Origin of the sequence: Haloferax sp. KTX1 (assembly GCF_902410085.1) — an archaeon.
GTDB classification, from domain to species: domain Archaea; phylum Halobacteriota; class Halobacteria; order Halobacteriales; family Haloferacaceae; genus Haloferax; species Haloferax massiliensis.
This window is the reverse complement of the sequence record NZ_CABPRH010000003.1, coordinates 107,179-131,032: the sequence shown is the minus strand read 5'-3', so window position 1 is coordinate 131,032 and position 23,854 is coordinate 107,179. Positions and strand designations below refer to the sequence as shown.

The 23,854-nt window shown below is 66.4% G+C and carries 25 protein-coding genes; 13 read left to right on the top strand and 12 right to left on the bottom strand.

Going from position 1 to position 23,854, the window contains the following annotated elements; genetic code table 11:
- Window positions 1–104: 104 nt before the first annotated feature.
- From FY251_RS06920 to FY251_RS06895, 6 genes are all read left to right on the top strand, one after another.
- Window positions 105–1,364 (top strand): ABC transporter substrate-binding protein, encoded by a 1,260-nt coding sequence (locus FY251_RS06920; protein ID WP_148414057.1) that lies wholly within the window; start codon window positions 105–107, stop codon window positions 1,362–1,364.
- A gap of 5 nt (window positions 1,365–1,369) precedes the next feature.
- Entirely contained in the window at window positions 1,370–2,392 is a 1,023-nt protein-coding gene (locus FY251_RS06915; RefSeq protein ID WP_148414056.1) for a branched-chain amino acid ABC transporter permease, read from the top strand.
- The gene (locus FY251_RS06910; protein ID WP_148414055.1) at window positions 2,389–3,516 is read left to right on the top strand and encodes a branched-chain amino acid ABC transporter permease; all 1,128 of its coding nucleotides are present in this window, start codon (window positions 2,389–2,391) and stop codon (window positions 3,514–3,516) included. Before FY251_RS06915 ends, FY251_RS06910 begins: the two co-directional genes overlap by 4 nt.
- Window positions 3,517–3,552: 36 nt before the next feature.
- On the top strand, window positions 3,553–4,335 hold the full coding sequence (locus FY251_RS06905; RefSeq protein ID WP_148414054.1) for an ABC transporter ATP-binding protein: 783 nt from the start codon (window positions 3,553–3,555) through the stop codon (window positions 4,333–4,335).
- Window positions 4,332–5,039 (top strand): ABC transporter ATP-binding protein, encoded by a 708-nt coding sequence (locus tag FY251_RS06900; RefSeq protein WP_148414053.1) that lies wholly within the window; start codon window positions 4,332–4,334, stop codon window positions 5,037–5,039. Before FY251_RS06905 ends, FY251_RS06900 begins: the two co-directional genes overlap by 4 nt.
- Window positions 5,040–5,255: 216 nt before the next feature.
- On the top strand, window positions 5,256–5,777 hold the full coding sequence (locus FY251_RS06895) for a winged helix-turn-helix domain-containing protein (RefSeq protein WP_148414052.1): 522 nt from the start codon (window positions 5,256–5,258) through the stop codon (window positions 5,775–5,777).
- An 81-nt stretch (window positions 5,778–5,858) separates the two neighbouring features.
- On the opposite strand, the gene gdoA is transcribed toward FY251_RS06895, so the two are convergent.
- From gdoA to FY251_RS06865, 7 genes are all read right to left on the bottom strand, one after another.
- On the bottom strand, window positions 5,859–6,935 hold the full coding sequence (gene gdoA / locus FY251_RS06890; RefSeq protein WP_187367364.1) for a gentisate 1,2-dioxygenase: 1,077 nt from the start codon (window positions 6,933–6,935) through the stop codon (window positions 5,859–5,861).
- Between the two features lie 97 nt (window positions 6,936–7,032).
- Window positions 7,033–7,209, bottom strand: coding sequence for a hypothetical protein (locus tag FY251_RS22510; RefSeq protein WP_187367363.1), 177 nt, complete (start codon window positions 7,207–7,209; stop codon window positions 7,033–7,035).
- Between the two features lie 70 nt (window positions 7,210–7,279).
- Complete coding sequence (locus FY251_RS06885; RefSeq protein ID WP_148414051.1) at window positions 7,280–7,690, bottom strand: thioesterase family protein; 411 nt, start codon at window positions 7,688–7,690, stop codon at window positions 7,280–7,282.
- Entirely contained in the window at window positions 7,687–8,388 is a 702-nt protein-coding gene (locus FY251_RS06880) for an acetate--CoA ligase family protein (protein ID WP_148414050.1), read from the bottom strand. The genes FY251_RS06885 and FY251_RS06880 overlap by 4 nt, the downstream gene beginning before the upstream one ends.
- Window positions 8,381–9,796 (bottom strand): CoA-binding protein, encoded by a 1,416-nt coding sequence (locus tag FY251_RS06875; protein WP_148414049.1) that lies wholly within the window; start codon window positions 9,794–9,796, stop codon window positions 8,381–8,383. The genes FY251_RS06880 and FY251_RS06875 overlap by 8 nt, the downstream gene beginning before the upstream one ends.
- An 88-nt stretch (window positions 9,797–9,884) precedes the next feature.
- Complete coding sequence (locus FY251_RS06870; protein WP_148414048.1) at window positions 9,885–12,911, bottom strand: FAD-binding and (Fe-S)-binding domain-containing protein; 3,027 nt, start codon at window positions 12,909–12,911, stop codon at window positions 9,885–9,887.
- 404 nt (window positions 12,912–13,315) lie between these two features.
- On the bottom strand, window positions 13,316–14,194 hold the full coding sequence (locus tag FY251_RS06865) for a fumarylacetoacetate hydrolase family protein (protein WP_148414047.1): 879 nt from the start codon (window positions 14,192–14,194) through the stop codon (window positions 13,316–13,318).
- 116 nt (window positions 14,195–14,310) lie between these two features.
- Between FY251_RS06865 and FY251_RS06860 the strand changes: the two genes are divergently transcribed.
- The 7 genes from FY251_RS06860 to FY251_RS06830 all read left to right on the top strand — a co-directional run bounded on the left by FY251_RS06860 (window position 14,311) and on the right by FY251_RS06830 (window position 21,210).
- Entirely contained in the window at window positions 14,311–14,820 is a 510-nt protein-coding gene (locus FY251_RS06860) for a gamma carbonic anhydrase family protein (RefSeq protein ID WP_148414046.1), read from the top strand.
- 217 nt (window positions 14,821–15,037) lie between these two features.
- Window positions 15,038–15,541: a hypothetical protein gene (locus FY251_RS06855; RefSeq protein ID WP_148414045.1), complete on the top strand. Its 504-nt coding sequence runs from the start codon at window positions 15,038–15,040 to the stop codon at window positions 15,539–15,541.
- Window positions 15,538–17,052, top strand: a complete 1,515-nt coding sequence (locus FY251_RS06850; protein WP_148414044.1) for a UbiD family decarboxylase — start codon at window positions 15,538–15,540, stop codon at window positions 17,050–17,052. The genes FY251_RS06855 and FY251_RS06850 overlap by 4 nt, the downstream gene beginning before the upstream one ends.
- Complete coding sequence (locus FY251_RS06845; RefSeq protein ID WP_148414043.1) at window positions 17,052–18,575, top strand: UbiD family decarboxylase domain-containing protein; 1,524 nt, start codon at window positions 17,052–17,054, stop codon at window positions 18,573–18,575. Before FY251_RS06850 ends, FY251_RS06845 begins: the two co-directional genes overlap by 1 nt.
- The gene (locus FY251_RS06840; protein ID WP_148414042.1) at window positions 18,572–19,558 is read left to right on the top strand and encodes an MBL fold metallo-hydrolase; all 987 of its coding nucleotides are present in this window, start codon (window positions 18,572–18,574) and stop codon (window positions 19,556–19,558) included. Before FY251_RS06845 ends, FY251_RS06840 begins: the two co-directional genes overlap by 4 nt.
- A 56-nt stretch (window positions 19,559–19,614) precedes the next feature.
- Window positions 19,615–20,769, top strand: a complete 1,155-nt coding sequence (locus FY251_RS06835; RefSeq protein WP_148414041.1) for an acyl-CoA dehydrogenase family protein — start codon at window positions 19,615–19,617, stop codon at window positions 20,767–20,769.
- Window positions 20,770–20,778: 9 nt separating this feature from the next.
- On the top strand, window positions 20,779–21,210 hold the full coding sequence (locus tag FY251_RS06830; RefSeq protein WP_148414040.1) for a pyridoxamine 5'-phosphate oxidase family protein: 432 nt from the start codon (window positions 20,779–20,781) through the stop codon (window positions 21,208–21,210).
- A gap of 27 nt (window positions 21,211–21,237) precedes the next feature.
- Here the strand turns inward: FY251_RS06830 and FY251_RS06825 are convergent, their stop codons facing one another.
- From FY251_RS06825 to FY251_RS06805, 5 genes are read right to left on the bottom strand one after another with little or no spacing between them, the layout of a single operon-like run.
- Window positions 21,238–21,501, bottom strand: a complete 264-nt coding sequence (locus FY251_RS06825; RefSeq protein ID WP_187367362.1) for a hypothetical protein — start codon at window positions 21,499–21,501, stop codon at window positions 21,238–21,240.
- The gene (locus FY251_RS06820) at window positions 21,498–22,277 is read right to left on the bottom strand and encodes a Phenylacetic acid catabolic protein (protein WP_148414039.1); all 780 of its coding nucleotides are present in this window, start codon (window positions 22,275–22,277) and stop codon (window positions 21,498–21,500) included. Before FY251_RS06820 ends, FY251_RS06825 begins: the two co-directional genes overlap by 4 nt.
- Window positions 22,274–22,435: a phenylacetic acid degradation PaaB family protein gene (locus tag FY251_RS06815; RefSeq protein WP_255516603.1), complete on the bottom strand. Its 162-nt coding sequence runs from the start codon at window positions 22,433–22,435 to the stop codon at window positions 22,274–22,276. Before FY251_RS06815 ends, FY251_RS06820 begins: the two co-directional genes overlap by 4 nt.
- A 38-nt stretch (window positions 22,436–22,473) precedes the next feature.
- Window positions 22,474–22,848 carry a metal-sulfur cluster assembly factor gene (locus FY251_RS06810; RefSeq protein ID WP_148414037.1) on the bottom strand — a complete coding sequence of 125 codons (375 nt, stop codon included), beginning with the start codon at window positions 22,846–22,848 and terminating at the stop codon, window positions 22,474–22,476.
- Between the two features lies 1 nt (window position 22,849).
- Window positions 22,850–23,725: a Phenylacetic acid catabolic protein gene (locus tag FY251_RS06805; RefSeq protein WP_187367361.1), complete on the bottom strand. Its 876-nt coding sequence runs from the start codon at window positions 23,723–23,725 to the stop codon at window positions 22,850–22,852.
- Between the last annotated feature and the right edge of the window lie 129 nt (window positions 23,726–23,854).

Genomic DNA, 23,854 nt, shown 5'->3' with positions numbered 1-23,854 from the left:
AACTGTACAGTATACGTCGGGGGAGCTTTCAACTGTTAACCTCGTCCGGATATTCCTAACCATCGAAAAGGATATAACTCCATGATTCAAGTACAGATTAGACCATGAGATCATTTAGCAGACGAGAGTTCGTCAAGGTAGCCGGGGCAGGAACGGTCGTCGCGTCTTCGGGGCTGGCGGGGTGTACCGGCACCGGCGGTTCCGGCGGCGGCGGCGGTGGCGGCATCGGCGAGGAAATCACGATTGCGTGTCCGACGGCGCTGAGCGGGGCGTTCGCCCCGTACGGGGAGGCAGAACGAGACGGGGGGATGCTCGCCGCCCGACATCTGGAAGAGGAGTTCGACGTCTCCATCGAAATCATCACCGGCGACTCCGCCGCCGACCCGAACGAGGCAGTGAGTCAAATCGAGGGGATGGTCGTCGACGACGGCGCACACATGGCGTTCGGCGGCGTCAGTTCCGCGGTCGGTATCGCCGTCGGGGCGTGGGGGTCGGAAAACCAGGTTCCCGTCTGCGTACACGGGGGGTCAGACGACATCACGGGTTCGCAGTGTGCGCCGTATATGTTCAGCACGTACATGTCGAACACGATGCAGTTGGGTCCGGTCGCGCCGGCGATGGCCGACCTCGAAGACGACTGGTACATCCTGTACTCGGATTACACCTGGGGGCAGACGGCCTTCGAGGCCTACTCCGAGGCCCTCGAAGCCGAGGGGGCCAACGTCGTCGGCAGTCAGGCAGTTCCGTTCCCCACACAGGAGTACAACCCCTACCTCAACAGCGCTGCGAACTCCGACGCCGGCGGCATCGCGTTACTCGTCGCGGGGTTAGACCAGCGGGCCTCAACCAGTCAGATACTCAGCCGCGAGATGCAGGACGACTACTCGTTTATGATGCATCAGACCGAAGACGTCGGGCTCTGGGGTATCGACCCGGAGGCCGCGGCGCTCTTGGACGTGAACAGTCAGGGCTGGAGCCCGTCGCTCGACGTCCCGGAAGACTGGCTACAGGAGGTCGCCGAGGTTTCGGACCACGACCCGTTCGTCCGTCACTACATGGGGTACGTCTCCGTAGACCAACTCGTCCGCGCCGCGGTTCGCGCGGACTCGCTCGAAGGAGCGGCCATCCGGGACGAACTCTCCGGACACGAGGTCGAAAATCAGACCATTTACGACCTCCAGCCCTCCGCTGACACCATCTACTGGCGTAAGGGCGACCACCAGTTGGTCCAGCCGACCCACATGACGTCCGGGCGTCCGGTCGAAGAACAGCAGAACGACCCGAGCAAGGTCTGGTTCTCCGTCGAGGACACGATGAGCGGAGACGACGCGTCGCCCGAACCGAGCGACGAGTGTGAGCTCTAACTGAGATGGCTACCGCTACACTCAGGCGACTCGGAGCCGGTTCGCGCTCGACGCCCGCCGTCGGTGTCGTCATCGCGTCGGCCCTGCTGTTCTTGCTCACCTTCGCCGTGTTCCCCGAGCTGTTCGTCCAGAACCTCATCGGGGGCGTCGCGTACGGCATGGTCTTGGCAATCATCGCGCTCGGGTTAGCGCTTATCCTCGGCCTCCTCGGCGTCGTGAACTTCGCGCACGGCGGGCTGTTCATGTTGGGTGCGTACGGTGCCTACGAAATTGTCGTCTCCCAAGGGCTGTCGTTCTGGGCCGCGCTCGTTGTCATCCCGATTGCCGTCGGCCTACTCGGCGTCGCGATGGAGGTGAGCGTCCTCCGACGACTCTACGGGAAAAACCCCGTTATCGGCCTGCTGGCCACGTTCGGCGTCTTCTTGATGATAGAGGAGGCGACGAGGGCCCGGTGGGGCGGGACGCCGCTCACGTTCGAAATCCCGGCGGTGTTACAGGGCGCGATTCCCCTCGGCGTGGGACAGATTGCCACGATACGACTGCTGACTGTCGTCGTCGCGGCGTTCATCATCGTCGGCATCTACAGCCTCATGTACCGAACCGACTTCGGGCTCACGATTAGAGCCGGGCTTCAGGACAGGGAGATGGCCGAATTCATCGGTATCAACATTCCGATGCGGTTCACCATCGTCTTCTTTCTGGGCTCCGCCATCGCCGGGCTGGCCGGCGTCCTCCGTGGTGCCGAGACGGGCATGGACCTCTCGTTGGGATTCGAGTTCGTCCTCCTCGCGTTCGTCATCGTCATCATCGGCGGCGTCGGGAGCATCTTCGGAAGCGTCGTAAGCGGCCTCTTGGTCGGCGTCAGCGTGTTCATCCTCCCGGTCACGGCTCGGGCGCTCGCGACCGTGACCGGCGTCGACGCGCTCAACGTCGCCGGGATCGGCGGCGTCGTCCCGTACATCGTGATGCTCGTGGTCCTCTTGGTTCGACCGCGCGGGCTGTTCGGCGAGGAGGGGTTACTCGAATGAGCTACACGGCCCGGCTCAAACGACTGACGAGCGACGCGGATCTGGACACGGTCCGCGAACTCAAAAGTCCGATTGGAATCGTGTTGGTCGCGTTCCTGCTTCGCCCGGTTCTCGGCTCCGAACTCGTCCTCGGCACGCCGCACATCGCGACGACCATCCTCATCTGGATGCTGTTCGCCGCGGCGTTCAACCTCCTGTTCGGCTACGTCGGACTCCTCTCGTTCGGTCACGCGATCTTCCTCGGAACGGGAGTCTACGTGACCGCGATCGGCCTCTCAGAGTTCGGACTCCCGTTTTCGCTGATGACGGTCGTCGCCATCGTCGCTTCGGGGGCAATCGCCTACGGAATCTGCCGGATAATCGTCCGGTACGGGGAAATTTACTTCGCGATGCTCACGCTGGCGTTCGCGATGGGCGTTCACTTCATCGTGAACTCCAACCCGTACGGGCTGACCGGCGGGTCCGACGGGCTCCGTTCGGGCACGACCCCCGACTGGATCGGGAGCTTCCGAGGCCAACGAGTCATCGACGTCCCGTGGTTCGCCGACCTGCTCGGCGCGTTCGGCCTCGAACCAAGCTACTACTACTTCGTGGCCCTGGTGTTCGTTGTCGCGATGGTACTGCTGTGGCAGATCATCCGTTCGCCGTTCGGACGGACGCTCGTGGCGATTCGCGACAACGAGGAACTCGCCCGAGCGATGGGTATCTCGGTGAATCGGTACAAAGTCTGGGCGTTTACCGTCTCCGGCGCGTTCTCGGCGCTGGCCGGCGCGCTGCTCATGCTCAGTAACTACGGGGCCGCAATCGAGAACTTCAGCCCGGAGACCAGCGCGGAAGTGCTCTTGATGACCATCTTCGGCGGCGCAAACTTCTTTTTCGGGCCGTTGGTCGGTGCGCTCAGTTGGTTCGGCGTACAGGAGTACCTCCAGTCGTTCGAGACGCTTGGTCTCCCCGTCGTCGGTGCAATCGAAGTAAGCGGCGTCCTCGGGTACTGGCGGTTCTTCTTCGGACTCGCCTTCGTCGTCGTCATCCTCCTTTCGCCCCGCAACGGCGTCTGGGGGTTCGTCCGGGACGCCGTACTGAACGGAATCGACGCGATTCGACAGCGGGGTTCCAATGACTGAGTCGTATTCCGACCCACTGCGGGAGGGACAGTAATCATGCACACAGATACCGATCCGAAACAAGCATCGTTAGGCACAGACGGCCTCACCCGACGGTTCGGCGGCCACGTCGCAGTCGACCGTGTCGACCTGGCCGTCGCGAAAGGCGAGCTTCGGTCGATAATCGGGCCGAACGGTGCGGGCAAGACGACGCTTTTCAACGTCCTCACGAACGCGCTCGAACCCACGGAGGGGCGCGTGTACTACGACGGCACCGACATCACGGACGTCCCCCAGTACGAACGCCCCCACATGGGGCTGGTTCGGTCGTTCCAGTCGAACCAGCTCTTCGAGTCGAAAACGACGCTCGAAAACGTGCGAATCGTCGCACAGACGATCGAACAAGGGTCGTTCTCGTTTGACTTCCTCCGCGACGGCCGACGCGTGGCGAAAGAGCGGGCCTACCAGATACTCGATCAGGTCGGACTCACGCCGCTGGCCGGAGAGAAGGCGACGAACCTCTCACACGGTGATCAACGGCGACTCAGCATCGCGATGGCGCTCGCAACGGACCCCTCCGTGCTGCTGCTCGACGAACCGACGAGCGGCATGGGCCCCGCCGAAACCGAAGAGACCGCAGAGATGATCCAGTCCATCCAGTCCGAGTTGGGACTCACGCTTCTGTTGATCGAACACGACATGAGTATCGTACTCTCGATGAGTGACCGAATCTCCGTCCTCGACCGTGGCAAGATAATCGCGACGGGCGAACCGGACGTCATTCGTGACGACGACGCGGTACAGAAAGCGTACCTCGGCGGTATGCGGGAGGAGCTATGACGCTTTTGCGCGTCGACGGACTCGAAGCCGGGTACGAAACCGGACAGGTGCTGTTCGGTATCGACATGGAGATTTCCGAGGGCGAGACGCTCTCGCTGTTAGGGCGAAACGGTGCCGGGAAGACGACCACCATTCGCTCGATCGTCGGCGCTGAGACGCCCCGCATAATCGACGGGTCGATAACGTTCCGGGGGACAGACCTGCTCGCCTGCCCGACACACGAAATCGCCGACCTCGGCCTCGGCTACGTCCCGGAAGAGCGGCGGTGCTTCCCGCGATTGACCGTCGCGGAGAACATCCACGTGGCGGCGACGTCCGTCGACGACCCGCTTCCCGAGTCCGAGATGTTCGAGTTCTTCCCCGAACTCGACCAGGTACGCGACCGCGAAGCGAAGAACCTAAGCGGCGGGCAACAGCAGATGGTCTCGATTGCTCGCGCCCTCGTCGCGAACCCGGAGTTGATGCTACTCGACGAACCGTGCGAGGGCCTCGCGCCGACAATCGTCCGGCAGGTCGAAGCGGGCATTCGGCGGATAAACGAAGAGCGTGGCGTGACGGTGCTCATGGTCGAACAGAACGTCGCCGCGGCCATGGCAATCGCCGACCGACATTACATCCTGGAGGAGGGCAACCTCGTCAACGAGGTGACGACAGCGCGGCTCAGGGAAGACGAAGCGCTCCGACAGGAGTATCTCGGCGTCTGAGCCGGTTGGACTCGCGTCCCGAGGGGGAGTCGAACGCTCAAACACTCGCCGACCGTCCGGCTTCGGATCGTATCGGCCCGACCGCCCCGACCGGCTGTGTCGATACGAGACTCGGAGTCGGTGCGGCCTTCGAATCGGGACGTTCTTCTCGGTGGGGCGCTAGTCCCGGTCGGCTCCGAAAACCTATCGTACCCCGGCTTCGAAGACCGGACTGAGATGACTAATAAACGACCCGACTGGGAATTCAAAGACCGCGATATCATCATTCTCCGCGAACTCGGTCGCGACCCGCAGCTTTCCGCCCGGGAGCTGACGACCGTGCTCAAAGAGGAGTACGACATCGACGTCTCGCACGTGACGGTCAGTAAGTCGATTCGCGATATGCGGAGCGCGGGCGTGTTTCGGGAGGCCATCATCCCGAACGAAGACTACTTCACGTTCTCGTTGATGGAGTTCAAATTCAACCCGGAGAATTTCGCGGACCACTGGCGGGAGACGATGGAGTTCCTCCGCGATAGCCAGTACACGCTCTTTTATTTCCTTTCCGATGGCGAGTATCAGTGGAAGGCGGTCATGATGTTCCCGAGCCGAGAGGTGCAGTCCCGGTGGCTCCACAACTTCTACAAGGACTACGGGAAGATGGTGCACAACGTCCGCAGTTCGGTGATGACCAACGTGCTCAAGTTCGGGACCGAACCGCAACTGTTCGACCATCTCAAAGAGGATACCGTCAACTGACCGCCAACCGGAATCGAACTCCGGTTCGGTGATATCCGCTGAGACGCGAACAGAATGATCTGAGAGCCGACCCCCGCGCGGCTACGGTTCGGCCTCGGCGTAGAAGTTGAACGCTTCGAACACCGGGCGGTCGGTCATCCCGAGCAGAATCGCTTCGCCGTCGGGGTCGTGGTGGTGAATCTCGTCCGGCGGAATCACGAAGATGTCGCGTTCGCTCCATTCGAGCACGTCGTCGCCGACGTGCGTCGCGCCCTCGCCCTCGATGACGAAGTACGCGTCGACGGCGTTGTGGAAGTGCGGGTCGGTCTCCGCTTGGAGCAACTGCGCGCGGAACGACATCGTCGGGAACAGCGGCGGCTGTCCAGTCGCGGGGTTGACGTACGAGAGGCTGTAGCCGTCGTGCGGGTCCGGGTCGTCGTTCTCCGCTCGCTGCCGAAGGGTCTGGAGCGTGTCTTTCCAACTGAATCGGTACGGCGGCGTCGCGGCGCAGTTCCCCTCGAAGGGGCCGGGAATCCCGTCTTCTTTCGTGTCCTCGAACGGGCGGGCGCGTCCGTACTGCGACTCCCAGTAGCCCTGCGACTTCGTCACGGGCTGGCGGTCGAGTTCGTGGTTCTCGAAGGTGTTGCGCGCGTTGAGCGAGTCGAGGACGAGCGGGAGGTCGAGGACGTCGAGCCACGCCGCCGTCTCGTCGCCGTCGTTGACGTGGTCGTGCCACTCCCACTGCGGCGTCGTGATGAGGTCGTTGTCCCGCATCGGGAACTCCTCGCCCGCCACGACGGTCTTCATGTCCTCGCTTCCGTCGATAGTGAACCGAAGCGCGTTCGCCCCGTGCCGGTGTGCCGGCGCGGTCTCGCCGGGAGAGACGGTCTGGACGCCGACGTAAATCGTGTTCGAGATGGCGTTTCGGTATCCCGTGTTGACGGGGACGGCGACGCGTCGCTGGAACCCCGGCGGGAGGTCCTCGATGGGGACGTCCCGTTCGATGGCGTCGATCGACGCCTGGATGTCCTCCCATTTCCAGATGTCCGCCTCGAACCCGTCGAATTGATTCCCGAAGTCCTTTTCCACTTCCCAGAGGGGCCGAAGGTCGTTCTCCTCAAGGAGGCGCTCCGTGTCGGCACTCATCTCTAGGAGTTCCTTCGGCTCTTGTTCGGCCATAGCGAAGAGTTTTCGAGGATTCTTCATAAATGTATGGGTCGGTTCTCGACGCGTGACTGCTCGTCGGGGTTACGCCGTCGTCCCCACCCGCGGGTCGCTACTGGCTCGCCTGCGCGTCGAAGATCTCCTTCGAGGAGTACGGCTCACGGCAGTCCTCGCAGACCATCTGCCCCTGAATGGCGTACTCCCAGAGCTTTCCGCCGCAGGTCGGGCAGTCGAAATGGGCCCGGACGAACGGGTTCGATTTGGCGTAGATGTTTTCGAACTCGGCCATACGGACACACGGTTCGGACGTCACAAAAACATGTCGTCGGTCGCTTCGGCCGCGGCGACTCCGGCGCGAGTCACCCCTCGGTGTACGGTTCGATGGCCTCCCGGAGTTCGACCGGGAGGTCGCGCGAACTGACGTCGTCCGTGCTCGCACAGACGCGCGTCTCGTGTCCGGTGAACGTCACCGCGCCGTCTTCGTTGCGCGCGACGTAATCGAAGCGGAGGCTCCGGGTACCGAGCGCCGGCGTGATGGTTATCTCGATTTTGTCGCCGGCTTCCATCGGGCGCTCGAACTCGAAGTCGATTTCGACGAGCGGGAGTCCGAAGTCGTATTCCAGAGAGAGCTCCCAGAACGGGAATCCGACCTCCTCCATGAACATATCCGAGCTCTCGTGGAGCGTGTCGACGATGCGAGGGTAGTGCGCGATACCGAATGGGTCCGTGTCGGAAAACCGGACCGTCCAGGTGCGTTGGAAGCCGCTCATTCTTCGAGCACCACGAGCGCGTCGAGCGCGGTCGCACCGTTCGGCGTCGCCAACACGGGATTCACGTCGATTTCGGCGATCTCCTCGTGTTCGACGAGCAGGTCGCCGACCCGCGTTATGACCTCGGCGAGCGCGTCGATGTCCGCGGGGTCGCTCCCGCGATAGCCTTCGAGAAGCGGCGCGGACCTGAGCTCCTGGACCGCCGAGCGCGCCGTCGTCCGGGTGACGGGTGCCAGCCGGTGGGCGGTGTCTTCGAATAGCTCGGTGAAGACGCCGCCGAGTCCGGTGAGCACGACGGGACCGAACGAGGGGTCTCGAAGCCCGCCGACGATGACCTCGGTGCCGGCGTCGACGTCGGCGGCGGCTTCGACCAGCACGTCGGCGTCGATACCGCTGTCGGCGGCGGCATCGAAGACGTCCGCCGCGACGGCCGCGGCCTCGTCAGCGTCCGCGACGCCGACGGTCACGCCCAGTCCGCCCATCCACTCGCTTTTGTGGGTCACCGCGGGCGAGGAGACTTTGAGCACGACCGGGAACCCGATTCGCTCGGCCGCCGCGGCGGCTTCGTCGGGCGTCGATGCGACCTCGAACGCGGGGGTTTCGACGCCCGCGTCGGCGAGGAGCGCCTTCGCCTCGGCCTCGGTGAGCGTCGTCCGGCCGTCGGTACGAGCCTGTTCGATGGGGGTCGTCTCACGCATTGTCGACCACCTCCGCGGGCGCGGCGTCCGCATTGACGCGCGCGTACTCGGCGAGCGCGGCGACGGCGTCTGCGGCCCGCTCGGGCGACTCGAAGACGGGGACGCCGACGGATTCGAGCTCCTCGCGGTCCGATTCGAGGAGCGATTCCGGGCCGGCCGTCGCGAACACGACCGGCTTGCTGACGGACTCCGCGAGCCCGTCGAGCGCCTCGGTGGGGAACCCGAGGGCGGCCTCGTGAAGCTCGTACACGAGGACGGCGTCGACGTTGTCGTCCGCCGCGACCGCGCGGACGACCTCACCGAACTCCGGCATCGGTCGGCCGGTGTCGACGGGGTTCGCCGAGTACGTGATGCCCGGGAGGATATCGTTCACCGTCGCCGTGGTCTCGGCTTCGAGCGGCGGGAGCGAGACGCCCGCCTGTTTCAGGCGGTCTGCGATGATGATGCCGGGGCCGGCCTGCGCCGTCACGACGCCGACGTTCGTCCCGTCCGGGAGCGGCGCGGTCGCCGCCACGTGCCCGGCGTCGAGGAGTTGGCTCGTCGAATCGACCGTCGGAACCCCGTACTGTGCGAATCCGGCCTGATAGAGCGCGTGGTCGCCGGTGAGCGCGCCGGTGTGCGACTCGGCGAAGTCGCCGACGTCCGCCTCGCCGACCTTGTAGGCGAAGACGGGCGTCTCCGCGTCGTAGCAGGTTTCGAGGAGCGAACGCGCGTCGTCGGTCCCCTCGACGTGGAGCACGATTGCGCCGGTGTCCGGGTCGCCGTCGAGGTATTCGATGACCTCATCGAAGCCGACGTTCGCGCGGTTGCCCAGCCCGACCATCGCGGAGAGTCCGCGTCGCTCGCGGGTCGCCTGAAACGCGATGGAGTGGGCCACGCCGCCGCTCTGGGCGACGATTGCGAGGTCGCCCGCCGGGAAGCTCTCGACGCCGGTGGCGAACGAGCCGTACAGCCCCGTCCGCGGGATGACGAACCCGCTCGTGTTCGGGCCGAGCAGGGCGATTCCGTGTTCGTTGGCCGTCTCGGTGAGTCGGCGCTGTATCTCCGCGCCGTCGTCGCCGGCCTCGGCGAAGCCGCCGGAGTAGATGACGGCGGCACCCACGCCCGCCGCGCCGCACTCCTCGATGACGTCCGGCACGACCGGCGCGGGCACACAGAGCAACGCGAGGTCGACGTCGTCGTCGATGTCGGTCACCGACGCGACGAACGGCTCGCCGAACGCGGTGCCCTCCGCGGACGGGTTGACTGGATAGACCCGCCCGCCGAAGTCGTGGACGTTCTCCATCGCCTCGTACCCGATTTTTCCCTCCTTCGTCGACGCGCCGACGACCGCGATAGAAGACGGGTCGAAGAGTCTGTCGAGTTCGAATTGGTGAGTCACGTCAGCACGTATTCGGAACAGGAGCATAGTGCTTTCGCCCCGACTGTACTTCGCGGCCGAGGCGGGGGCCGGGCCGACGCTCAGACCGACTTCGGCGGGGGTCGAACGGTCCGGTCTACCGTTCGGTTCGGACGGCCCGCGCTACCTGTTCAATCGGGGTCGGCGGCCGCTCCGCGTCGTCGTCGCGGTCGCCGAGTTGGGTCCGACACGACGCGCCGGGGGCGACGACCCGCTCGCCGTCGCTCGCCGCCACCTGGTCGAACAGAATCTCCCCGACGGCGTCGCTCATCGACCGGTGTTCGGCCTCGTAGCCGAAGCTCCCGGCCATCCCGCAACAGCCGGAGTCGAGCGGGTCGACCGCGTAGCCGGCCCGCCGGAGCACGCCCACCGCGTGGTGGTCTTTCTTCACGGACTTCTGGTGGCAGTGGCCGTGATACGCGAGCGACTCGTCCGGCGCGTCGAACGCCAGTCGCTCGTCGAGGCGGAACGAGTCGAGGTACTCCATCACGCCGTAGGTGTTGCGAGCGACCCGCTCGACGGCGGGGCCCGACAGGAGATCGAGGTAGTCGGACCGGAGCATCACCGCGTCCGAGGGCTCGACCAGCACCACGTCGCGTCCCGATTCGACCTTCGGGGCGAGTTCCGCGACGTTCTCGCGCGCCGTGTTCCGCGAGACGTCGAGAAAGCCCTTCGAATGCGCGGGCCGGCCGCTGTCGGTGTGATCTGCGAGTTCGACGCGAACGTCCGCCGCTTCGAGGACGCGCACGGCCGCTTTTCCGGGTTCCGGGTGACTGTAGTTCGTGTACGTGTCGACGAAGAAGACGGCCGTCCGCTCGGCGTCCGCCGGGGCGACCTGCGACCCGCCGCGGGCCTCGAACCAGTCGTGGAGCGTCTCGCGCTCGAACGACGGGAGCGTCGCTTCGGACGTGATGCCGACCGCGGACTCCAACAGGGACCGCGCGCCCGGGAGCTTCGTCGCCCAGTTCGAGACGGGCGCGAACGCGCTTCCCACCTTCGAGAGCGTGTCGACGTTGGCGAACAGCTTATCGCGGAGGCTCGCCCCCTCGCGCTGGTGGTACTCGTGGGTCACCTCGGCTTTCAGCTTCGCCATGTCGACCTCGCTCGGACAGTCGTTCGAACAGCCCTTACAGCCGATACAGAGGTCGAGCACCTCGTGCATGAACTCGACGTCGAACTGCTCTTCGTCCGGGAGGTCGCCGCTCATCGCCTGCCGGAGGAGGTTCGCGCGCCCGCGGGTGGATTGAATCTCCTCGCCGCTCGCTCGATAGGTCGGACACATCACGCCGCCGGTCGTGTCCTGGTCGCCGCGACAGCCGGCACAGCCGTGACAGAGTTCGGCCATCCCTTCGAACCCGTTGTCGTTCGTCCACTCCAAGGCGGGGTCGAAGCCGGCGTCGAACTCGTAGTCGGGGTCGTATCGCAAGTGCTCGGTCATCGAGACGCGCCGGGCGCGCTCGGGGGCGTCGTCCGGGAGCGGCTCGTCCGGTTCGTAGCCGCAGACCTGACCGGGGTTGAGGAGCCAGTCGGGATCGTACGCCGCCTTCAGCTCTCGGAACGTCTCCCACAGCGAGTCCCCGTAGAGCCTGCGGTTCCACTGGGTCCGCGCCCGGCCGTCGCCGTGTTCGCCCGAGACGCTTCCGCCGAGGTCGACGACGAGTTCGGTCACGCGGTCGGAAATCTCCTCGTACGTCGCGAGTCCCTCGGCGGTCTTCGTGGTGACGAGCGGGCGGACGTGCAGGACGCCCGGCCCCGCGTGGCCGTAGAACGCCGCGAACGTCCCGAGGTCGTCGAGCACGTCGCGGAACCCGCCGACGAACTCGGGCAGGTGCTCGGCCGGGACGGCGCAGTCCTCGATGAACGAGAGGTGTTTCTCGTCGGTCGTCCGCGAGAGCAGAATCGGATTGCCGGCCTTCCTGAGCTTCCAGACTCGACCGCGCGCCGCCTCGTCGTGGGCCTCGATGGCGTCGACGGCGCTCTCGCCGACGCGGTCCGCGACGAGCGCGTCGACCTTCTCGCGTCCGGTCTCGTCGTCTTCGGCGTAGAACTCCACGAGGAGCGCGGCCCGCGTGCCGTCGGGGAGCATCCCGACCACGTCTTCGAACTCCGAGGTGTCGCCGGCGAGGTCGATGAGCGTGTCGTCGATGAACTCGACCGCCGCCGGGTCGTGTTCGAGGACCGCCACGACGTCTCGCACCGCCGTCATCAGCTCGTCGTAGGTGAGAAGCGCGACCGCTTTGGTCTCGGGGACGGGTTCGAGCGAGACGGTAACCTCGGTGATGAGCGCGAGCGTCCCCTCGGAGCCGGCGAGCAGTCGGGCGAGGTTCACCGACCCCGACTCGGCCTCGTCGACGAGCCAATCGAGGTTGTAGCCCGAGACGTTGCGCTTCAGGTCGGGGTAGCGCTCGCGGACGAGGTCCGACTCGGATTCGAGGATGCGGTGGACTTCGGCGTAGACGCGCTCTCGGATGCTCCCGTCGGGGTCGGCCCCCTCGCGGAGCGCGTCCAGCGTGACCTCGCCGAACGTCGTCACCGACCCGTCCGCGAGGACGGCCTCGACTTCCTCGACGTAGGCGTCGGTCTTGCCGTACTTCAGCGAGTGCGACCCCGTCGAGTTGTTCCCGATTGCGCCGCCGATGACGCTCCGGTTCCCGGCGGCGGGGTCGGGCGCGAACTTCAGGTCGTGCGGCGCGAGCGTCTCGTTGAGCTTCGACAGCGTGACGCCCGGCTGGACGCGCGCCGTCCGCGCCTCGGGGGCGACCGAAAGCGGCGCGTCCATGTATCTCGTGAAGTCGAGGACGACCGCCTCGTTCACCGTCTGTCCGGCGAGACTCGTCCCGCCGCCGCGCGGGAGCACGGGGACGTCCTCCTGTGCGCAGTATTCGACGACCGCCGCGACGTCTTCGGTGTCCGCCGGGAAGACGACCCCGATGGGCGTCACCTCGTAGGCGCTGGCGTCGGTCGCATAGAGCTGGCGGGAGTAGGAGTCGAAGCGAACGTCGCCGCTGATGCGCCGTTCGAGCGCGGCGACGAGGTCCGGCCGTTCGATATCGTCGCTCACGTAGTCGTAGTTCGTGTCCGATGCGTCTGCCGGGTCGGTGGCGGCTGTCTGTCGCGTCGTCATGCGGTGTTCTCGGATAGTAATCGCAGCGTCTTGGTCGGTGGTCGCGTCGGCCGACTCCGAACGGTGAGCGCCGGCGTAGTTCGGTCGGCGCGTCACCGGGCGTCTCCCCGGTCCGGTCGAAGTCGGCGAACTCGGTGTCAGTTCGGTTCCGTTCGTCCGCGGTGAGACCGCCGTCTCGGAGAGCCCCGAACCGACACCGGCGGCGGTCGCCGTTGACTCTCGTACACGCGAACGGACGGAGTCATCGTATTAGTGGCTTACGCTACCACACGTCACTCGGTCGCTCGTCCCATCGACGGCTGGCTGGGCCGTCGGGCGGGCGAAGCGACACAGGACCGCCGATGACCGGAGTGACTGACGCGTGGGCGGTCGTCAGTCGGGTCGCAGAAAAACCGCGGAGAGAGTCAGTTCTGTCCGTGCTTTTGGACGTCCACGTCGGCGAACGACACGTCGCGCTCTTCGACGCCGACGGTCATCGAGCCGATGTTCTCGATGGTCGCGTCGACGGTGTCGCCGTCCGCGAGGGGCCCGACGCCTTCCGGCGTCCCGGTCGTGATGACGTCGCCGACCTCTATCGTCGCGCCGATGGAGGCGTACTGGACGACGTCCGCGCACGTGTACACCATCTCACTGGTGTTTTCGGACTGACGGACCTCGCCGTTCACGGCGAGTTCGAGGTCGAGCGACTGGGGGTCGCCGACCTCGTCGGGCGTGACGACGCAGGGGCCGACGACGGTGAAGGTGTCGTAGGACTTCCGGTTCGAGCGGTCCTGGTCGCCGCGGACGGAGATGTCGAGGAGAATCGTGTAGCCGAAGATGTTCTCCCACGCCTCGTCGTTGGAGACGTCCTTCGACTCCTCGCCCATGACGAACGCGAGTTCGATTTCGTGGTCGATGCGGCGGTCGGAAAACGGGATGACGATGTTCTCCGAGGGACCGATAACGCTCGACGGAGCCTTCAGGAAGTAGCCCTTGTCCTTGATGGAGAACCACTCGTCGGTCGTGATGTCTTTGTCCGCGATGGCCTCCGCGATGTGGTTCTCGTAGTTGAGCGGCGCGGCGATGACCTTCCCGGGGCGGTCGACCGGCGCGTCGAGCGTGACGTCCGACACGTCGAAATCGGCGTCGGCGTCGACGTACTCGCTCGCGTCGTAGTCCCCCTCCATGTACTCGACGAGCGGTTCGTCGCTCGTGAGCCCGAGGCGGTCGGTCAAATCGACGATACCCTCGCCGTCGTCGGTCAACAGACCGAGTTGGCTCTGGTTGAATCGAACGAACTTCATTACACTCGTTGATTTACCCGCAGGTGTTTAAATTACACCGGTTCAGGTAGACTGGGAACGCCACGCCGTCGCCGTGACGCGAACCACTATACCGGTCGGCGTCGCATCGTGAGGTGATGCAACACACGTTCGACGGGATGGCACCGGTGATAGACGAGCGCGCGTCCGTCTCGGAGATGGCCTATCTCGTGGGAGACGTCGCCGTCGGACCGCGCGCGAGTCTCTGGCCGTTCGTCTGCCTCCGCGGCGACCGGGGGGCCGTGACGGTCGGCGCGGACACCAACGTACAGGAGTTCACGATGCTCCACGGCGCGACGGTCGGAGACGGCGTGAGCATCGGTCACGGCGCGGTCATCGATTTTGCGACTGTCGAGGACGACGCGCTCGTCGGGATGGGGAGTCGCGTCCTCGGCGGGGCGACCGTCGAGTCCCACAGCATCGTCGCCGCGAACGCCGTCGTCACCCACGACCAGATCGTGCCGTCGGGCCATCTGGCGTACGGCGTCCCCGCGGAAACCCGACCGCTTTCGGACGCGCAACTGGCCGAAATCGACGACATGCGCGACCACTACGTCGAACTCGGCCGGGAGTTCGTCGAAGCCGGGCCGCATCGCTACGTGGAGTGATCGCCCGCCCGCAGGGCCGCCGCAGTCGATAGCCCAATTTCTGCCGCTACCCTCTTGATTAATAATGACCTACACGCAGTATACCGGAAGGTATACACATGAAGTATTCTTCCGCCTCGAACCGACCCACGCGTGATTTCGGCACGGAGACGGGGTGTACTGGCACCGCGAGCGCGTCGTTGATGGCGCTGGCAGTCGACGAACGGTGGTGTGTCGGATGAGTCCGCAGTACATCACGTCCGAGGACCACCTGCCGTCGGACACGGGGGGAGAAGTGACGGTCCAGGTGACGAATCAGGAGACGAAGGAGATATTTCAGACGCGTGCGCGCCTCTCGCGGGACAGTCACGAACTCGACGACCCCGAGCCGCTGACGGTGCTGCGCGGCCCCCACGAGAACGTCGAAGAGCAGTGGTACATCGAGATAATCGAGGCCGACCTCGACGGGGCCCCGGTCGACGACGGAGTCCTCGACCGGTGCATCGAGCAGAGTCGAACGCAGTCCGACGTGGTCACGGTGCGGAGCGAGGACGTCCGCGCCCTCGTCACGTACCTCGTCGAGACCGGGGAGTACGACTCCGTCTCCGAGGCGGTTCGGACGTTCGTGACCCAACACCTCGCCGAGACCCGTCCGCTGCTCCTCGACCGATACGTCGAGCGGCGAGTCCGCCTCGAACAGGACGACCTCTCGCGGCGGCTCACCGGTGGTGACGAGACGTGAGCGCCGACCACCCCACCGAGAGCCTCCGCGAGTACGTCTCGCGTCTCGAAAGCCGGGGCGACGTCGCTCGAATCGACCGGTCGGTCTCGTGGGACCTCGAAGCGAGCGCGATAACGATGCTCGCGAACCAGCGCGACGACCGGATTCCGCTCTTCGAGTCGGTCGCGGACACGGACATCGACGCGCGACTCGTCGGCGACCCGTACCGCGGCAGTCGGCGGCGGCCGTGGGACCGAATCGCCCTCGCGCTCGGACTGGACCCGGGGCTGTCCGCCGACGAGTACTACGAGACGGTCATCGACCGGCTCAAGCGACCTATCGCTCCCGAAACCGTCGACGGCGGCGACGCGCCCTGCAAGGAGGTCGTCCGGCGCGGCGACGACGCCGACCTGCTGTCGCTGCCGTGGCCGTACATCCACGCCGGCGACGGCGGACGGTACTCGAACCTCCACACGATGGTCGTCAAGGACCCCGACTCGGAGTGGATCGACTGGTCGGTCCACCGGGCGATGATGCAGGACGGCGAGCGCGCGAGCCTGCTTCTCCTCGCGGGCGAGCAGACGCCGAACATCTACTACTACAAGTACGAGCGTCGGGACGAGCCGATGCCGGTCGCGCTCGTCATCGGCGGCGAGCCCGCGACGCAGGTGACCTCCTCGATGTGGATACCCACGGGGCGAGACGAGGCCGGGTTCGCCGGCGGCCTGAAGCGCGAGCCGGTCGAACTCGTCGAGTGCGAGACGAACGACCTGCTCGTGCCGGCGAACGCCGAGATCGTCGTCGAGGGCCACGTCGTGCCGAACGAGCGACTGGACGAGGGACCGTTCGGGGACTACTTCGGCTACATGCACGGCCCCCGCCGCTCGATGCCGGTCCTCCAAGTGGACGCGATTACCCACCGACGACGGCCCGTGATACCGTTCTGCGTCGAGGGCTCGGGCGTCGGCCACACGCTGAACACGAGCGCGACAGTCGAAGTGGCGTGCGTCGGGCCCGACGCCACGCTCGGCCTGCGAACGGCGGGCTACGACGTCGAGAAGTGCGTTCCGTGGCGGTTCACCTCTCGGACCGTCTACGTCGTGTCGACCGACGTGTCCCGCCCCGGCTACCTCCACGAACTGGCGAACTTCATCTTCACCACGTGGGGGATGCTCCACGTCGATTTCTTCGTGTTCGTCGACTCGAACGTGGACCCGCTGTCGATTCGAGAGGTGCTCGAATCGCTCGCGCTCCACGCCGACCCGGAGTCAGATTTCCACCAGTTCGGCACGGTCGCGATGCCGAAAGTCCCCCTGAACATCTACCAGACGCCGGAGGAGAAGGGAGACGGCGAGACCGGCACGTCCAAGACCAAGACGACGAAGGCGTACATCGACGCCACCTCGGGCGACGACGACGGGGACCGCGCCGACGCCGGCCTCGTCGACGACGACTTCGTCCGGGAACGCGCCCGTGAAATCCTCTCGGCGGCCGGTGTCACCGTCGACGAAGCCGACGGAGGGAGCCTGTAATGCTCGGCGTTCGCGACCTGCTCGACCGGCTCGACGACGCCGACGACCTGGCCCGAATCGACGAGCGAACGCACTGGGCGGACGCCGCATTCGCGGTGAGCGCCGAGGCGGCGCGGGCCAACGGGCCGGCCCTGCTCCTCACGGACGCCGGCGGCCACGCGCGACTCCTCGCCGGGGGGCTCGGCGGGCCCGACCGGCTCGCTGTGCGTTCGCGCGACCCCTGGTCGCGTCTCGGCGCGGCGCTGGGGCTCGGCTTCGACGCGGGCTACCTCGACGTGCTCGACGCGCTGGTCGCCGCCCGGCACGGCGGCCCCGTACCCGCGGTGGAACCCGCGGCCGCCACGGAGACGGTGTCGGACCTCCGGTCGCTGGGACTCCCGGCGGTCTCGGACACCGGCGTCCCGTCGGTCACCCTCGGACTCGGCGCACACTCGAAAACGGCCGACTGCGAGGGTGATGCCGACAGCGAGGACGACGCCGACGACGAGCGGGCGTCCGACGCGGTCGATGCCGACGCGGTCGAGTGGTTCCCGGTTCGTGGGTCGGTCCGCGGGAGCAACGGGCTCAGGCTCTCGGTTCCGGCGGACCTCGCCGCCGACGTCGCCGCGGGGACGACCGTCTCGTTCGCGCTCGGAACGCCGCCGGCGGCGCTCGTGGGTGCAATCATGCGCTGGGTCGGCGAGACGCAGGTCGCCGGCGCACCGGCCATCGCGAACGTGTTCGGACCGGTTCCGGTGGCCGCGACGGCCGCGGGAGTCGTCCCGGCGGAAAGCGAGGTGCTCGTGGAAGCGACGATTACGGATCGCGACGACGGCGACGACGCGGGTCGAGCGCCCGAGACGCCTCGGGAGCCGTGGGAGGACGCGATGGAGACGGCGACCATCGAGGCCCGCGCCGAACGGGTGACCGTCCGCGAGAACCCGGTCGTTCCGTTCTCGCCGACCGGCGCGCCGATGGCCGACGGCCGCGCGCTCCTCTCCGTCATCGAATCCGCCCGTCTGTACGGCCGCGTGAACAACTACTGGGGCGTCGCGCCGGTCGAGTGGCTCGCGTTGCCCGCGGAGACCGGACTCGGCATCTGCCTCGTCGCCAGCGAAATCCTCTATGCGGGCTTCGAGTGGCAACTCGCCAACACGCTGTTTTCGTTCTCGCGGCTCTTCGACAAAATCGTCGTGCTCGACACCGAGACCCGTCCGATGGACCTCGCGCGGGCGTTCGACGACATCTGGGTGAAGGCGCATCCGGCGAACGACTGGGAGTTCTCCGACTCCGCCGCGCCGGCGGCGAGCGCGCCGTACTACCGACAGGACGGCGCGACGGGCGCGAACGTCTACGTCAACGCCGCGTGGGACCCCCGGTGGGACGAGGAGTTCATCGCCCCGCGGGTCACCTTCGAGACCATGTATCCCGAGGCGCTTCGAGAGGCCGTCCGGGCCGACTGGACCGACATGGGGTTCGACCACGGCGACGAACACGAACCGCGGGGACAGCGAGGCGACGCGACGGACGGTGGTGACGAGTGAGCCCCGACGGGAGGATAGAACGCATCGCGCACACCGCCGCGAGCCCCGAAGGCGAAAACAGCACGTACGTGCTCCCGGACCGCGGCGTCGTCGTCGACCCGGGGCCGCCGGGAGACGCGTCGTGGGAGGTTCTGCGGTCGGGGTTGTCGGCGGCGGGACTCCCCGTCGAACGGGTCGGGACGGTCGTCGTCACGCACTGGCACGCCGACCACGCCGGATTGGCTCCCAGACTCGCGGCGGCCGCCGACGCGAGGCTCGCCCTGCACGAGGCCGACGCGCCGTTGGTCGCGGAGTACGCCGCCGCGCGGAGCCGCCGACTGGACCGAGACGCCCGCCGCCTCCGCGAGTGGGGGGTCCCCGACCCGCTCGTTTCGACGCTTCGAGACGCCGACGAGCCGTCTCCGATGCCCGACGAACACCCCGTCGTCACACTCACTGACGGTGCAACCGTGGGGGGCATCGAGGTCGTTCACGCGCCGGGACACACCGCGGGGCACGTCGTGTTCGACGCCGGAGACGCCCTGTTTCTCGGCGACGCGGTCCTCCCGACGTACACGCCGAACGTCGGCGGGACCGACACCAGACTGACCGACGCGCTCGCGACGTACCTCGACACGCTCGACCGCGTTCGCGAGCGCGCCAGCGTGGCCGACGCCCCGCCGGTCGGGTTCCCCGGCCACGGCTCGTCAGTCGAGCTCGTCGACCGAATCGACGCGATTCGCGCCCATCACACCGAACGCGTCCGCAACGCCGTCGCGGCGCTTCCGAATCGGGACGGCGATGGCGGCGACGGTGTTACCCCGTGGGCCGTCGCGCGCTCGCTGTTCGGCGAGATGCGCGGCATCCACGCGAAGATGGGGACCGGCGAGGCCGCCGCGCATCTGGCGTTCGCCGCCGACCGCGGGCTGGCCGAACGAGTCGGTGTCGGGCCGGACAGATACGTCGGTGGGGACGCTCGGTCGTTCGACGGCGTCGACTGCTGACCGAGCGGTCGCCGTTTCGCGTTACAGATAAGGTCCTCGACACACGAGGGGAGGGTATGACGTTACTGGAGCGTGCTCTCTCCGAGGAGCACCACGACGTGCTGGACCGCGCGGAATCGTTTGCGACGGAGTCGCTCGCCCCTCGCGCCGAGGAAATCGAGCGAAGTCGGGAGTTCCCCCGTGACGTCGTCGAGGCCGCCGGCGACGCCGGGCTGTTGGGGATTCTCGTTCCCGAGGAGTACGGCGGCCTCGGCGGCGACTTCCTCTCGTACTGCCTCGCGATAGAGCGCATCGCCGAGGAGAGCGGCGCGGTGGCGGAGACGATTCAGGGCCACACGTTCGCGATGCTCCCCGTGTTGAACTTCGGCACCGACGCACAGCGCGAGCGACTGCTTCCCGACATGGTCGCCGGCGACGCCGTCGGGTCGATGCTGTTGACCGAGCCCGGCGCGGGGTCGTCGCCGACGGAACTCGGGACGGTCGCCGAGGCGACCGACACCGGCTACCGAATCTCCGGAGAGAAGTCGTTCGGGACGAACGCGGGCGTCGCCGACGTCCACCTCGTCGTCGCTCGGAAACGGCCGCAGCCCGAGGACTCCCACGGCGTGAGCGTCTTCCTCGTCCCCAGCCCCGACGAGGTCGACGGGTTCTCGTTCGAGCGAGGGGAGTATCTCGGAATGCACGGGCACGTCACCGGCGATTCGACGTTCGATGACGTCGCGGTCGACGCGGACGCGCTCTTGGGAGCCGTCGGTCAGGGCTTCCGCATCGCGATGGGCACCATCGACATGGCCCGGACGGGACTCGGGGCCATCGGCTGTGGAATCGGCCGGGCCGCGTTCGACGAGGCGGTCAAGTACGCCGGCGACAGGAGACAGGGCGGTCAGGCCGTCGGCGAGTATCAGGCCGTGCAGGTGCTCGTCGCGGAGATGGACTCCCGACTCGAATCGGCCCGCAGTCTCGTCTACGACTCCGCCGTCCGCATCGCCGACGGTGAGGGCGACACCCGCGTGTCGTCGCGGGCGAAGTTCACGGCGAGCGAGGCCGCGGAGCTCTGTGCACGAAACGCCATGCAGGTGTACGGCGGGAAGGGCTATCGGACGGACTACCCCCTCGAACGGTACTACCGCGACGCCCGCATCCTCTCGATTATCGGCGGCACCAGCGAGATTCAAAAGACCACGGTGGCGAGCGCGGCGCTGGGGCTCTGAGCGCCGCCCATGGCTCGGAACTACGACAGAATCGCCCTCTCTCGGGCGGAGCAGGTAGCGCTCATCGAGGAGGCCCCGGTCGCCCGCGTCGCCACCGTCGGCCCGGACGGCCTGCCGCACGTCGTGCCGGTCGCCGCGGCGGTCGTCGACGGCCGCCTCTGTTTCGAGACCGACGCGGACTCGGTCAAGGTCGAAAACATCAGGTCGACCGGCGTCGCAGCGGCGGTCGTCGACGCCGGAGAATCGGAATACGCCGAGCACCGCGGCGTCCAGTGGCGCGGCCCGGCCGCCGTCGTTGGCGACCCAGAACGGGTGGCGGACATCGAGCGCGCGCTGTTCGGCACCGTGAAGTCCATCCCGGACGCGAGCGGTCACGAGCGCGTCAAAATCGCGGTGACGCCCGAGCGAACCGTCTCGTGGGACTTTCGAAAACTCGGATAGGACGAAGGCGAACGGGCGCGTTCCGGTTCAGCGCGTGCCGTCTCGGTCGCGGCCGGTCGACGGAATCGCGCCGTCGTATTTGATGCGCTCGAAGACGGTTCGACAGCCGTTGCAGTAGTACTGGCTCTTCGAGACCTCACCGCCGAATCTCGATTCGCGTTCCGTGTCGCCGGAGCCGCAGAACGGACAGACCGCCTCGGGTTCGTTGCCATCCCCGTCGCCGTCGTCCGTGTCGATGCTGTGGTCCGACGTGGCCCCGTTCCCGTCGCCGAACGACTCGGTGGAACTCATTCGATGACGTACTCCCTGTTCGTGACGCCCTGCAGTTGGTCGGCGACGCCCCGGCCGATGTGACCGTCGCCGCTCCGGCGTCGCTTCTCGTCCCACTCGTCGGGGTCCGGCACGTCGTCGGTCAGTGCGGGGACGGTGACGTCGGTCCCCGCGAACAGGTCCACGTAGTGCTCGCGGAACGCGCCGCGAATCTCGGCGACCGCGCGGTCGGTGAACCCCGCTTCCACGAGCGGGTCCTCGCCCGCGTCGTGGGTCGCGGGACCGATGAACGCGAGGATGCCCGGGAAGTAGCGTTCGAGAGCGGCTTCGACCGCCTCGGGCTGGTCGACCGCCAGCGTTTCGAGGCGGGCGTCGTGGTGTTCGAGATGGAAGTACTCGTCTTCGCCCATCTTCTGGACCATGCCGGTGAAGTCCTCGTGTTGGATGGCGTCGAGCAGGAGCCACGCGGCGCGGTCCGAGAGCGCGACCTGAACCATGAACGTCGGCCACGCTTCCGCCTCCTCGTCCAGCGGTTGCGCGTTGGCGTACTCCGCCGGCTCGCGGTCGGTTTCGAGCCAGTCGCGGTCGACGCCCTGCTGTTCGAGCAGGCGGAACAGCTGTCGAACCTGCCCGATTTCGTCCTGCCCGTTGGACGCGCCGGAGATGTCGTCTTCGAGGTTCGGACCCTTCAGCATCCACTCCCCGTAGCGCTGTCCGAGGAGCAACTTCGTGTCGGCGATGGCCTGCACGTAGTCGCGGGCGACCTCGGGCCAGCGACTCTCGGCGTCTGCGCTCATGCGACACCCCGACTGCTGATGGGTTCTTCGTCGACTTCGAGCAGGTCCTCCTCGCGGACGACGCCCATGAAGTCCCAGTCCTCCTCGTCGTACGTTCGGTGGGCGTAGATTCGCGCGAGGCGGTCCGAATCCGCCTGAACGGTTCCTGCGTGTATCATGTCGTCTCCGGATCTGTTGCGGGTGAATACGTGGTACTTCATAGGCCGATTCCTGCGTCTCGCAGTTCTTCGCGCGCGTGGTCAGTGAGCATGTCTTTCGACCAGACGGGGTCCCACGTCACCTCGATGGCGACGTCGGTGACGCCGCGGACGGTCCGAAGGACGGCGCGGACGTCGTCTTGAATCATGTCGTAGGCCGGACAGCCCATACAGGGGTAGGTCATCGTGACGGTGACCTCGCCGGCGTCGACCTCGATGTCGTAAATCATCGCCATGTCGACCAGACTGACCGGGATGTGCGGGTCGGGGACCTCGTCGACGGTCGCCCAGAGCTCCTGTTCGAACTCGTCGGCGTCCTCTTCGGGTCCGATGCTGAATCCGGCCGTCCCGATACCTGCGGTGTTCGCGCTCATGCTACACTTCCACCTCTAACGTGCCGGATTGGAGCATGTTGACGTACTTCTCGTTGGCGGGGCCGCGCGAGCGCCACCGGTCGAGGACGTCGTCCCAGCCGATGGGCTCGTCGAAGCGCCATTCCTTGTTGTCGGCGTCGAACGCGACCGGCATGTCGTATTCGAGGACGTATTCCTCGGTCTCGTCGTCGAAGTGCGCGGGCACGTCGAGGCCCAGTTCGTTCGCGAGGGGAACGGTGTGGCTCATCCACTCCTGTCGGAGCTCGTCGTTGGTCTTCCCCTTGATGCGGTAGTCGAGTTGGTCCGTGTTGTGCTTTTTGCCGTCCGGCATGCCGAACCACTCGATTCCCATCGGGAACATCCAGTCGACCGCGTCCTGCACGCGCCGTTTCGTCTTCTCGGAGTTGTTGACCAGCCGGCGCATCCACGTTTCGCCGTGACGGAGGTGGAACTGCTCTTCCTTTCCGACCTTCCGGAGCGCGCGTTTCCACGGTGCGTACGAGGTGTTCGCCTCGATGTCGCTCAGGAGCACCATCCCGGCGCGGTCGAAGAGCCCGTGCCCGCAGACGAGTTCCGCGAACGTTTCGAGGTGCTGGTCGAAGCCGTAGGTGTTGCGGAACTCGTGCGGCTCGCGCTCGTAGATGAGCTCTTCGCGGTCCTCGCCGAGGTCTTCGAGCAGTCGGTAGGCGATGTGGCCGTGCCCGAGTTCGTCTTGGATGACGCTGATGCACGACGCACGCGAGTCGAGCGTCGGCGCGTTCATCGACATCTCGTAGTACGCGGGCGCACTCATGAGTTCGGTGTCCGCCGAGACCTTGAGGGTCGCCTTCAGCGCCTTCTTGTACCCCTCGGTCATCTCCGACTCGTCTTCGATCATGCGACCGTTCTGTAGCTGGTTCTTAAATTGTTTTTCCGTTGGCATGGCTTATCTAATCGAACTCATCAAACCATTAGAGTCGAACGTTATGAATGTTTCTCTGCCCCGTCCCCGACGCGGGCGACGCGC